Here is a 12,561-nt window from a genome sequence, read left to right on the forward strand (position 1 = left end):
GCAACAGACGATTTAAGGTGGTTATAGCGATGGGGCTCACCTCTTACCATTCCGAACAGAGTAGTTAAGCCCATCAGCGCAGATGGTACTGGGCAACCGGGAGAGTATGTCGCCGCCTTCTTTGAAAAGCGTTTATCTTTGGATAGACGCTTTTTTTTTGGATAAAATTAAGCTTTCCGACCTATCCCGAAAACTTTCCTTCCTATATTTTCAAAACTTTATATTTTAGATCATATTTTTATATGAAATCTAAAAACCACCGGAATGAACACAAAAAAATCCAGGCGAAACTTTATTAAGAGATCTGCCATAGTGGGAGCAGGGATATCCGTAGCTCCAAGCCTGACCTTTGGAAATATCAATAGTAATAAGAAGGATAAGCTCAAACTGGGGCTGATAGGCGTAGGACTAAGAGGGACTAATCATTTAAAGAATGTCCTTTTAAGAGATGATGTCCTGGTAACAGCCATCTGCGATATAGATCCTGCAAGAATAGATATCTCTCTCAAGGCTATTAAAGAAGCCGGAGAACCGAAACCGGAAGTATTCGGGAAGGATGAATACGATTACAGGAATCTTCTGGAGCTGAAAGATGTGGATGCGGTTATTATATCTACTCCCTGGTTGTGGCATGCCCGTATGGCTAAAGATGCAATGGAAGCAGGTAAATACACCGGCCTGGAAGTTTCTGCCGCTAATACATTGGAAGAATGCTGGGACCTGGTGAACGTTCATGAGAAAACAGGAACTCATCTGATGATCCTGGAAAATGTGAATTACAGGAGAGATATCATGGCGGTCCTCAATATGGTAAGACAGAATGTTTTCGGAGAACTGGTACATTTCAGGTGCGGATATCAGCATGATTTAAGATTTGTAAAGCTCAACGACGGAAAAACAGCCTATGGAAAGGGTGTGGAATTCGGGGAAAAGGGAATTTCCGAATCAAAATGGAGAACACAGCATTCCGTATCCAGAAATGCCGATGTTTATCCTACTCACGGCGTGGGGCCGATCGCTACCATGTGCGATATTAACAGAGGGAACCGTTTCCTGTCGCTTACCTCTAATGCCACCAAGAGCATAGGCCTTCATAATTATATTGTAAAGCACGGAGGAAAAGATCACCCCAATGCCAAAGTAAAATTCAAGCAGGGAGATGTTATTACTTCTACCATAGAGACCGCTACGGGAGAGACCATTATCGTGACCCACGATTGTAACCTCCCGCGCCCGTATTCACTCGGATTCAGGGTTCAGGGAGCAAACGGACTCTGGGAGGTTGATGGAAACCGGATATATATAGAGGGGAAATCTGAGCCTCACAGATGGGATGCAGCAGACGAATGGCTCAAGAAATATGACCATCCTTTATGGCAGAAATATGGAGAGCATGCTACCGGTGCCGGACACGGAGGAATGGATTTCTTTGTGATCCATGCTTTTGTCGAATCTGCAAAACAGAATATTGCACCACCTCTGGATGTATACGATGCAGCAGCCTGGAGTGCTATAACACCGTTGTCGGAACTCTCTATCGAAAATAATGGAGAACCTCAGGACTTCCCCGATTTTACAAGGGGACTATGGATAAAACGCAAACCGTATAACTGGATCAAAGACACTTATTAAAAGTGTAAATTTTACAACTGCCCATGAATAACAAAAGCCGTATACAGGTCCTGGCTCCCGGAAGAACCTGTTTGTTCGGAGATCATCAGGACTATCTGGGGTTACCGGTTATAGCTTGCGCTATCGATAAATACATCAGCTTAAAAGCAGAAGAGAATGAAACATCCCGGTTCAGATTGGACCTGCCGGATATCAACAAAAAAAGAGAGATCGATATAGATCAGACCTTTGAGGTTTTGGAGCATCGCGATTATTTTGCTTCTGCCCTCAAAGTACTCAGAAGGTACGGTTGTATTCCGGATAAAGGCTATGATATTGAGATAAAAGGAGACTTGCCTATCAATGCAGGAGTATCCAGTTCCTCTGCAGTGGTCATGGCCTGGATAGCTTTTCTACTGGAAGCTTTTGGAGCTGATAGGGAAATTACTCCATCATTAACAGCAAGAATTGCCTATGAAGCCGAAGTTCTGGAACACGGAGAACCGGGAGGCCTGATGGACCAATATGCCATTGGTTTAGGACATGTGCTGTTTATCAATACCGGAAAAGAAGCTTCTTTTGAAATTATCGGCGATAGTATGGGCGGTCTTATAATAGGAGAGTCAGGGGTTAAAAAAGAAACTATAGGAACTTTAGGAAACCTGAAATCCCTGGCGTTAAAGGCAATTGATCATATTAAACAGAAAAAAACAGGATTTGAGATCATTAATTCGGATTTCAAACAGTACGAAGAACTTTCCCAATATGTTCCGGACGATCTGAAGCCCTATTTGTTTGCGGCCTTGAAAAATTATTCGATCACAAAAGAAGCCCTGGAAGTATTCGAAACCGATAAACCGGATATGAAAAATATAGGTCGCCTTATGAATGAACATCATGCCATATTAAAGGATATATTGAAAGTAACGGTGCCGCGTATAGATAAAATGGTTGAGAATGCCTTGAAAGCAGGGGCATACGGAGTAAAAATAGTTGGTTCCGGAGGTGGAGGGAGTATTGTTGCTCTGGCTGCTGAAGATAAGCAGGAAAAAGTTATACGAGCCATAATGGATGCCGGAGCCAGGGCGGCATATAAGGTTAATGTAGACCCGGGGGTAAGAATTTTAAAATAAGAAAAATGCATCAGGATCTGATAATACTCGCGGGAGGAGCATCTTCCAGAATGAAGAAAAGCAATATGTCTGCACCCGATGAGAAACTGGCGGCCCAGGCCAACAGCAGGAGCAAAGGTTTAATCAGTATTGACCCGGATGGCAGACCGTTAATGGATTACCTTCTGTACAATGCTAAACGGGCAGGTTATACCGATGTTTATATTGTTATAGGGGGAAAAGAACAACTAATACAGGAGTTCTACGGTGAAAAGAAAAAAGCCAATAATTTTCACGGACTAACCATTAACTATGCTGTTCAGTATATTCCGGAAGGAAGGGAAAAACCCTTTGGAACTGCCGATGCGGTGAGTCAGGCTGTTTCCCAATATCCTGAGCTGAATAACAGGACGTATACGGTTTGCAACAGCGATAATTTGTATTCGGAATCTGTACTTAAGGCGCTGAGAATGACACAAAGCCCGAATGCCTTTATTGCATACGACAGGGATGCTCTTTTATTCAGTACGGAGCGGATAGCGCAATTTGCACTTGCTTCGTTGGATAAAGATGGTTTTCTGGTAGATATTATTGAAAAGCCTGATCCGCAGAAAAGCAAATTGTATAAGGATGATACGGGAAAGATCAGGGTGAGTATGAATATTTTTAAATTTTCAGGACCCATGTTCAATACCTATGTAATCAACTGTCCCGTCAACAAAAAACGCAATGAAAAGGAATTGCCGACCGCACTGCTGAATATGGTGCAAGACCACCCTTCTTCGGTTAAAGGAGTCCCGGCATCAGAGCATGTTCCGGACCTGACCTCTAAAGACGATATCGAACGAATGAAAAATTATATCGATACGCATTACTCCGGATTAAAATGGGATGAATGATCAGGCAGCCGGAAGATCTCCTTCCCCTTTTAGCGGAAGCTCTGAAGTTCCCATCAGATAACGATCTACATAATGAGCTGCTTCCCTGCCTTCGGAGATGGCCCAGACAATCAGGGATTGCCCTCTTCTCATATCGCCTGCTGTAAAGATATTCGGAATATTGGTTTGATAATTATTGCTGTTTACATTACTTCTGTTATCTGTATTTAACCCTAATTGTTCCACCAGTGTTTTTTCAGGTCCTGTAAAACCCAATGCCAGGAGAGCGAGATCGCAAGGCCAGATCTTTTCCGTTCCCGCTTTTTCTTTTAACTGAGGGCGCATTCCGTTTTCACTTACCCATTCCACTTCTATAGTCTTCAAAGCGATCAGCTGATCGTTTTCATCGGTTACGAATTCCTTGGTGGCAATACTCCAGTTCCGGTTACAGCCTTCCTCATGAGATGTACTTGTTTTTAGGGTAAAGGGCCAGAAAGGCCATGGGTTTTCTTTGGTTCGTTCTCCCGAAGGCATAGGCATGATCTCAAAATTAGTTACCGAGAGTGCACCATGCCTGTTTGAGGTCCCTACACAATCGGAGCCTGTATCCCCTCCACCGATCACGATAACATTTTTTCCTTCAGCCGAAAATTTATCTATGGGTTCCTGAAGACCATCTATCACTTCGTTATTATGCTTGAGGAAATCCATCGCCTGAACCACTCCCCGGGTTTCAGAACCGGGTATCGGAAGGTTTCTTTTGTTGGTGGCGCCTCCGCAGAGAACCACGGCATCAAATGCTTTTAGTTTTTCCGCTTTGTAATTCACCCCGACATGAACATTGGTTTTAAAAGTGATGCCTTCTTCTTCAAGAATGGCTAACCTTCTGTCGATAACCGATTTCTCCAGTTTAAAATCAGGGATGCCGTACCTCAATAGGCCTCCCGGTTTCTGATCTCTTTCAAAAACCGTTACAGTGTGCCCGGCCCTGTTCAGTTGCTGCGCTGCAGCCAGTCCTGCCGGACCGGAACCGATTACAGCTGCCTTTTTACCTGTTCTCCTTAGCGGCAATTGAGCTTTTATCCATCCTTCTTTAAAGCCTCTCTCAACGATATATTTTTCAATCAGCTCGATAGAGACCGAAGGTTTTATAATACCCAGGACACAGGCCGATTCGCAGGGAGCGGGGCATAACCTTCCGGTAAATTCAGGGAAATTATTAGTGGAGTGCAGGATCTCCAGGGCTTCCTGCCAGTTGTTTTTGTATACGGCATCGTTAAAATCCGGGATCAGGTTCCCGAGTGGGCAACCACTATGGCAGAAAGGTAACCCGCAATCCATACATCGGGCTCCCTGTTCATTCAGTTGCTGTTTGTTTAATTCTATGGTAAATTCCCTGTAGTTCTTTACCCGTTTTTCAACCGCAATGGTACGTTCTGCTGTTCTTTCAAATTCTTTAAAACCTCCTAATTTTCCCATGATCTAAGCTGATATTAATTCTGTGTTATTCGCGTCTTTTTCGGCAGCCAGGATCTCCAGCGCTTTTTTGTACTCCGTCGGCATTATTTTGATGAACTTTTTATGCTGTTTTCCCCACTCACTCAATATTTTCTGAGCTTTTTGGCTGGAAGTATACCGGTAATGCGCAGTTAGCAGAGTTTTTATTTCTTCCTTGTCCTCATCGGAAAGTGGCTCGAGCTCTATCATTTCCATATTGAGATTACTCTTGCTGTAATCGTTTTTCTCATCAAAAATATAAGCGATACCCCCACTCATCCCGGCCGCGAAGTTTCTCCCTGTTTTACCTAGGATAACCGCTATTCCCCCGGTCATATATTCACATCCGTGATCCCCGATACCTTCCACAACGGCTTTGGCCCCCGAATTCCTCACACAGAAACGCTCGCCTGCTATTCCGTTAATATAAACCTCTCCGGAAGTTGCTCCGTATAAAGCCACATTTCCCGTAATGACATTTTTATCTGCGCGTATGGATGCATTTTCCGGGGTTTTGATGATGAGTTTCCCGCCCGAAAGTCCTTTTCCCAGATAGTCATTGGTATTACCTGTTACTTTAAAGGTGAGTCCTTTAGTGGCAAAAGCACCGAAACTTTGCCCTGCAGAACCGTGGAAATTCAGATTCAATGTATCTTCGGGCAATCCCTTTCTTCCATGGATCCTGGAAATTTCATTACTTAAGATCGCCCCGGTCGTCCTGTCGGTGTTTCCAATGGTAAAATCCAGAGACATCTTCTCTTTTCTGTAAATAGCAGGATGCGCCTTTTTAAGGATCTTAAAATCCAGGACTTCCGCTAATTCATGATCCTGCTCTTCGCAGTTGTATAAAGCGGTATTTTCCTTTACCATCGGTTTGTAAAGAATAGCAGAAAGATCAATGCCTCTGGCTTTATAGTGTTCTATGGCTTTGTTCATATTGAGTTTCTCACTTTTCCCGACCATCTCGTTAATGGTGCGGAATCCTAATGATGCCATGATCTCCCTCAGCTCCTGGGCAACGAAATACATAAAATTGATAACGTGTTCCGGACTGCCCTTAAAGTTCTTTCGGAGTTCGGGATCCTGAGTAGCGATCCCAACAGGGCAGGTATTAAGGTGACAGGCTCTCATCATAATACATCCTGAAGCCACCAAAGGTGCTGTTGCAAAGCCAAACTCTTCGGCTCCCAGCAAACATGCAATAGCGACATCTCTTCCTGTTTTTAACTGCCCGTCACATTCTATGGCTACCCTGTTTCTTAAATTATTCAGGACCAGGGTTTGCTGGGCCTCTGCAATCCCCAGTTCCCAGGGAAGCCCGGCATGTTTCAATGAAGTAAGGGGAGAGGCTCCGGTTCCTCCATCGTATCCGGAAATTAGTATGACATCCGCTTTGGCTTTGGCAACACCGGCTGCAATGGTACCTACTCCTGCTTCCGAAACCAGTTTTACGTTGATCCTGGCTTTGCGATTGGCATTTTTAAGATCGAAGATCAATTGGGCCAGGTCTTCAATGGAGTAAATATCGTGATGTGGCGGCGGTGAAATAAGCCCTACATAGGGAGTTGAGTTTCGTGTTTTGGCAATCTCGTGATTTACTTTAGGGCCTGGTAATTGACCCCCTTCTCCCGGTTTGGCCCCCTGGGCCATCTTGATCTGGATCTCTTCTGCACTACTCAGATAATCTATGCTTACTCCGAACCGGCCGGAAGCTACCTGCTTAATGGCGCTGTTTCTCCAGTTGCCATCCAGGTCTTTGTTAAAACGTCTGGGATCTTCACCTCCTTCTCCCGAATTGCTTTTGCCTCCTATTCTGTTCATGGCAATGGCCAGATTTTCATGGGCTTCCCTACTGATAGAACCAAAAGACATAGCCCCCGTTTTAAAGCGTTTAACGATTTCCGTCCATGGCTCTACTTCCTCTATGGGAACAGGGTCCAGCTCCCTGAATTCAAACATTCCCCTTAGGGTCATAAGCTTTTTGCTCTGTTCATTGATCATTTGAGCATACTGCTGATAACTCTCTGTTTTATTCTGCCTGACGGCTTGCTGGAGTTTTGCAACGGTAGAAGGGTTGAACATATGACGTTCTCCTTTTCTTCTCCATCGGTAATCCCCTCCGATGTCCAGCTTTAATCCCGGATCGGATGAATTTTTATAAAAGGCCTGCTGATGTCTTTTCCGTATTTCTCTTTCAATTTCGTACAAGCCGATTCCTTCAATACGGGAAGGGGTATTGCAAAAATATTTGTTGACAAATGCTTTGCTCAGCCCTAGGGCTTCGAAGATCTGAGCTCCCCGGTAGGAGTGCAGGGTTGAGATCCCTATTTTGTTCATGATCTTGATCATGCCTTTGGCAATAGCTGTATTGAAGTTGCTGATTGCCTCCTCTGTATTTAACCCTCCGGTTTTGTTTTCTTTGGATAATTGCCCTATAATTTCATTCACCATATACGGGTTTACTGCACTGGCTCCGTATCCGAAGAGAGCAGCAAAATGATGAGGCTCTCTGGGTTCGGCCGATTCTATTACGATGCCGATGGCAGATCTTTTTTTACTTTTCCTAAGGGCGTGATGTACATAGGAACAGGCAAGAAGGGCCGGGATAGGAGCATTTTCACGATCTGTATTCCTGTCGGAAAGTATTATAATATTACAACCCTCATCTACCGAGCTGACGATTTCAGATACCATCTCCTCCAATCGCGCTTCCAGGCCGTTGAGACCTTTATCAATACCGTATAGAATAGAGACGGATTTTGCCTTGAAATCGGGATGTTCTATATATTTTATTTTATCGAGATCTTCATTGGAGATCACGGGGTTTTGTATACGAAGTTTTTTACAGTGCTCAGGCGTAATGTTAAAGATATTCCGGTCTTCACCTACGGATAAACTGGTGTCGGTGATAATCTCCTCACGTATACCGTCAAGAGGTGGATTGGTTACCTGGGCAAAAAGTTGCTTGAAGTAGTTGTATAGTAATTGAGGTTTATCCGAAAGTACGGCCAGAGGAGTGTCTGTCCCCATAGAACCTATCGCTTCTTTGCCTTTAGCAGCCATCGGACTTATAACAGTGCTGATGTCCTCCAGGGTATACCCGAAGAGTCTTTGCCTGCTTAGAATATCTGTTTTTTCAACAGGGGTTTTATTCCCGGTATAAGGAACAGACGATAAAGGCAATAAATGTTCGTTTAACCATTCCCTGTACGGATGTTTGGAAACAATGCTGTATTTCACTTCTTCATCTTCAATGATCCTGCCTTCATTCATATCTACCAGGAACATTTTTCCGGGCTCCAGCCTTCCATGGAAAATAACATTTTCCGGTTTGATATCGATGACCCCGGTTTCCGATGACATGACCACATAACCACTTTTTGTAACAGTGTAGCGTGAAGGGCGGAGCCCATTCCTGTCCAGTAGCGCTCCGATATAATTCCCGTCTGTAAACGGAATGGAAGCCGGACCGTCCCAGGGTTCCATGATACATGCATTGTATTCATAGAATGCTTTTTTCTCGTCCGACATGGATTCGTGTTTTTCCCAGGCTTCGGGAACCAGCATCATCATGGCTTCGGGCAGGGATCTGCCGGTTTGAAGCAATAGTTCCAGGACCATGTCCATAGATGCCGAATCGGATTTCCCTTCAAGGACTACAGGAAGTATTTGGGAGATCTTCTCCCCGAAAAGTTCGCTTTTAAAAAGCTCTTCCCGGGCTTTCATCCTGCTAAGGTTGCCTTTAAGGGTATTGATCTCCCCGTTATGACACATATACCTGAAAGGTTGTGCCAGATCCCAGGTGGGAAAGGTGTTGGTGGAAAAGCGTTGATGTACCAGGGCCAGTTTGGTAACCACTTCATCCCTGGTAAGATCTTTATAGTATATACTTATATCCTGAGGCTTTAAGAGGCCTTTATAAATAATCGTACTTGTGGAAAGACTGCTGAAATAAAAATAATCTGCTTCCGAATATCCGGAGCCAAGAACTCTGTGTTCACAGATCTTTCTGGCTGAAAAAAGCCTGGCATTGAATTCGGAATCGGACAAGGAATTATCTTTCTTACGAATAAAAACCTGTTTTATCCGTGGTTCCGACCTGGATGCGATCTCTCCCACACAATCATGATCTACCGGGACATCCCTCCAGCCTATAACTTCCAGACCCTCTTCCGAAATATGAAGATCGAACCATTCCATAAAGATACAAGCCTGATTTTCAGATTTGGGAAGAAAAACCATTCCCACAGCGTAATTTCCGGCTTCCGGTAATTCGAATTCACAGGAATCTTTAAAGAACCGGTGAGGGATCTCAATGAGTATTCCGGCTCCGTCTCCGGTCTTCCCGTCGGCACTTACGGCTCCTCTGTGTTCAAGGCGGACTAAAATATCAAGCGCTTTATGGATGATGTCATGAGTTTTTTCTCCTTTCAGGCTGCAAATAAAACCTGCTCCGCAATTGTCATGCTCAAATTCAGGTGAATAAAGTCCTTGTTTTTTCAGTCTCATATTTTGAATAATTTCAACAAAACTATTTAAAAACATGATAATTATTTAATGAATTTTTAATTATGTTGAAAGAAATTCATTATTATCAAAATAACGTTGTTAAAAATTCAAAAAATGAATTTTAGAAGGCGAAATTTGAGAATTTGTTAAAAAAAGAAGGATGTGCTCTTAATTAAATGGAATTTGATAGGGGGTAAGGGGTCGAAAGAGAAAAAAATAAGGTCAATATGGTGTTTTAATAGGGGTGTGTCTTCTGAAATCCGTTTTTTAATTGCTAAAAGAAATAAAAAAAAGGAGCAATTTTAAATTGCTCCTTTTTATATGATTCTGATCGTATTATTAATCTCTTAATACACTTCTTGAAATTACGATTTTCTGGATCTCGGAAGTTCCTTCGTAGATCTGAGTAATCTTGGCATCTCTCATCAAACGCTCTACGTGATACTCTTTTACATATCCGTTTCCTCCGTGGATCTGTACGGCTTCTACCGTAGTATCCATTGCTACCTGAGAAGCGTATAATTTGGCTACGGCTCCCGAAAGATCATAGTTGCTACCATTGTCTTTATCCCATGCTGCCTTTAACACAAGGTGTCGAGCTGCTTCTATCTGGGTGTGCATATCTGCAAGCTTGAAAGCAATTGCCTGATGATTGCAGATCTCTGTTCCGAAAGCCTTTCTTACTTTAGAATATTCTCTGGCAAGGTCATAAGCTCCGGCTGCAATACCCAATGCCTGAGATGCAATACCAATTCTACCACCCGATAGCGTTTTCATGGCAAACTTAAATCCGAAACCATCTTCCCCTATTCTGTTTTCCTTGGGAACTTTTACATCGGTAAACAATAGAGAGTGAGTATCCGAACCGCGAATCCCCAGTTTTTGCTCTTTAGGACCGATCTCAAAACCAGGCATACCTTTCTCTACGATCAGAGCGTTGATACCTTTATGGCCTTTTTCAGGATAGGTCTGGGCAATAACTAAATACACATCGGCAGAACTACCGTTAGTGATCCAGTTTTTAGTACCGTTCAATAAATAGTGATCACCTTTATCTATTGCGGTTGTTTTTTGCGAAGTAGCATCACTACCTGCTTCAGGTTCAGAAAGGCAGAAAGCACCTATCACTTCACCCGTAGCTAATTTTGTCAGGTATTTTTGTTTTTGCTCTTCAGTTCCGAAGTTTTCAAGTCCCCAGCATACGAGGGAATTGTTTACACTCATTACTACAGATGCCGATGCGTCAATTTTAGAGATCTCTTCCATGGCAAGGGCATAAGAAACGGTATCAAGTCCGCTTCCTCCGTATTCCGGTGAAACCATCATCCCAAGAAAACCAAGCTCTCCCATCTTCTTTATTTGTTCGGTAGGAAACTCCTGCTTTTCGTCTCTTTCGATCACTCCTGGCAGTAATTCTGTCTGCGCAAAATCTCTTGCCGCCTGGCGAATCATCAATTGTTCTTCGGAAAGATTAAAATCCATAAGTTGCTTTATTTACAGTTTTTTTAAAAAAGGAGCTCAAAGATATGCTTTTAATGCGAATTTTTCAATCAAATCCAATTCTTTCTGTGAATATGTAAAAAACTTTTTCGGGAGGCGTTTACATTATTTCTACAAGATATTTAAAAAAAGTTAAAATATTTTTCCACAACATCGAAATTCTGAAGAAAAAGCAGGGGACAATTTTTTATATTTGTCGCTACAGAAATGATTTTAATGAAAGATCTACTTAAGAAGTACGAAGATAAATCCCCAGAAATAGTTTTTAATTGGAAAGATCCGGAAACGGAAGCAGAAGGCTGGACAGTCATTAATTCGTTGAGAGGCGGTGCTGCAGGAGGAGGAACCAGAATGCGCGAAGGTCTTGATATGAATGAAGTAGTTTCCCTGGCAAAGACCATGGAAGTGAAATTTACAGTATCCGGCCCGACTATTGGTGGAGCCAAATCAGGGATTAATTTTAATCCCAGAGACCCTCGTAAAAAAGGAGTCCTGGAACGCTGGTATAAAGCAGTTTCCCCCTTGCTGAAAAATTACTACGGCACCGGAGGCGATCTGAATGTAGATGAGATCCATGAAGTGATCCCAATTACAGAAGATTGTGGAGTATGGCATCCGCAGGAAGGAGTTTTTAACGGACATTTCAAACCAACGGAAGCCGATAAGATAAATCGAATCGGGCAGTTGCGTCAGGGAGTGATCAAAGTAATAGAGAGTGATGAATACTCTCCCGATGTTCAGAGAAAGTATACCGTTGCCGATATGATCACCGGTTTTGGGGTGGCAGAATCCGTAAAACACTATTACGATATTTACGGAGGAAATGTTAAAGGAAAACGTGCTGTCATACAGGGATTCGGAAATGTAGGCTCAGCTGCCGCATTCTACCTTTCCCAGATGGGAGCTAAAATTGTTGCGATCATCGATATAGGGGGCGGACTTATTAAAGAAGAGGGATTTTCCTTTGAAGAGATAAGAACGCTTTTCCTCAATAAGAACGGCAATGCCCTCAAAGCCGACAATCTTATTCCTTTTGAAGAAATAAACAAAAGGGTATGGACCTTACCTACAGAGATATTTGCCCCATGCGCAGCTTCGCGCCTTATTACCAAAGAACAAATATCTCAAATGATAGATGCAGGCCTGGAAGTGATATCCTGTGGAGCTAATGTTCCGTTTGCGGATAAGGAGATCTTCTTTGGTCCTATCATGGAATACACGGATGAAAGAGTAAGTCTTATCCCTGATTTTATATCGAATTGTGGTATGGCAAGGGTCTTTGCATATTTTATGGAACGAAGAGTATCTATGGAAGACGAAACTATTTTCGAGGATACCTCCGATATTATAAAAAAGGCATTGACCAATTCATTCAGGCGTAGTGCTTCCAAAACAAGGATAAGCAGTACCGCCTTTGAAATAGCACTGAAACAATTAATTTAAAGAAAAATAAA

7 protein-coding genes and 1 rRNA gene are annotated in these 12,561 nt (G+C 43.0%); 5 read left to right on the forward strand and 3 right to left on the reverse strand.

What is annotated here, in order from left to right; genetic code table 11:
* The first annotated feature begins 13 nt into the window (after positions 1–13).
* The 4 genes from rrf to GWK08_RS16090 all read left to right on the forward strand — a co-directional run bounded on the left by rrf (position 14) and on the right by GWK08_RS16090 (position 3,622).
* Positions 14–121 (forward strand): 5S ribosomal RNA (gene rrf / locus GWK08_RS16075).
* Between the two features lie 143 nt (positions 122–264).
* Entirely contained in the window at positions 265–1,632 is a 1,368-nt protein-coding gene (locus GWK08_RS16080) for a Gfo/Idh/MocA family protein (RefSeq protein ID WP_163608280.1), read from the forward strand.
* Between the two features lie 23 nt (positions 1,633–1,655).
* Positions 1,656–2,744: a mevalonate kinase family protein gene (locus tag GWK08_RS16085; RefSeq protein ID WP_163608281.1), complete on the forward strand. Its 1,089-nt coding sequence runs from the start codon at positions 1,656–1,658 to the stop codon at positions 2,742–2,744.
* Between the two features lie 5 nt (positions 2,745–2,749).
* Positions 2,750–3,622: a sugar phosphate nucleotidyltransferase gene (locus tag GWK08_RS16090; protein WP_163608282.1), complete on the forward strand. Its 873-nt coding sequence runs from the start codon at positions 2,750–2,752 to the stop codon at positions 3,620–3,622.
* Here the strand turns inward: GWK08_RS16090 and GWK08_RS16095 are convergent, their stop codons facing one another.
* From GWK08_RS16095 to GWK08_RS16105, 3 genes are all read right to left on the reverse strand, one after another.
* Positions 3,623–5,080, reverse strand: a complete 1,458-nt coding sequence (locus GWK08_RS16095) for a glutamate synthase subunit beta (protein WP_163608283.1) — start codon at positions 5,078–5,080, stop codon at positions 3,623–3,625.
* A gap of 3 nt (positions 5,081–5,083) precedes the next feature.
* Positions 5,084–9,607, reverse strand: a complete 4,524-nt coding sequence (gene gltB, locus GWK08_RS16100; RefSeq protein ID WP_163608284.1) for a glutamate synthase large subunit — start codon at positions 9,605–9,607, stop codon at positions 5,084–5,086.
* A 339-nt stretch (positions 9,608–9,946) separates the two neighbouring features.
* The gene (locus GWK08_RS16105) at positions 9,947–11,089 is read right to left on the reverse strand and encodes an acyl-CoA dehydrogenase (protein WP_163608285.1); all 1,143 of its coding nucleotides are present in this window, start codon (positions 11,087–11,089) and stop codon (positions 9,947–9,949) included.
* Between the two features lie 234 nt (positions 11,090–11,323).
* On the opposite strand from GWK08_RS16105, the gene GWK08_RS16110 reads away from it, so the two are divergent.
* Positions 11,324–12,550 carry a Glu/Leu/Phe/Val dehydrogenase dimerization domain-containing protein gene (locus tag GWK08_RS16110; protein ID WP_163608286.1) on the forward strand — a complete coding sequence of 409 codons (1,227 nt, stop codon included), beginning with the start codon at positions 11,324–11,326 and terminating at the stop codon, positions 12,548–12,550.
* The last annotated feature ends 11 nt before the right edge of the window (positions 12,551–12,561 follow it).

The sequence above is a fragment of the Leptobacterium flavescens genome, from assembly GCF_010671605.1.
Lineage (GTDB): Bacteria > Bacteroidota > Bacteroidia > Flavobacteriales > Flavobacteriaceae > Leptobacterium > Leptobacterium flavescens.

Excerpts from the sequence above, each read along its gene's own strand:
- GWK08_RS16085 (WP_163608281.1), top strand. The coding sequence starts at position 1,656 with ATGAATAACAAAAGCCGTATACAGGTCCTGGCTCCCGGAAGAACCTGT.
- GWK08_RS16080 (WP_163608280.1), top strand. The coding sequence starts at position 265 with ATGAACACAAAAAAATCCAGGCGAAACTTTATTAAGAGATCTGCCATA.
- GWK08_RS16090 (WP_163608282.1), top strand. The coding sequence starts at position 2,750 with ATGCATCAGGATCTGATAATACTCGCGGGAGGAGCATCTTCCAGAATG.
- GWK08_RS16105 (WP_163608285.1), bottom strand. The coding sequence starts at position 11,089 with ATGGATTTTAATCTTTCCGAAGAACAATTGATGATTCGCCAGGCGGCA.
- gltB (WP_163608284.1), bottom strand. The coding sequence starts at position 9,607 with ATGAGACTGAAAAAACAAGGACTTTATTCACCTGAATTTGAGCATGAC.
- GWK08_RS16095 (WP_163608283.1), bottom strand. The coding sequence starts at position 5,080 with ATGGGAAAATTAGGAGGTTTTAAAGAATTTGAAAGAACAGCAGAACGT.
- GWK08_RS16110 (WP_163608286.1), top strand. The coding sequence starts at position 11,324 with ATGAAAGATCTACTTAAGAAGTACGAAGATAAATCCCCAGAAATAGTT.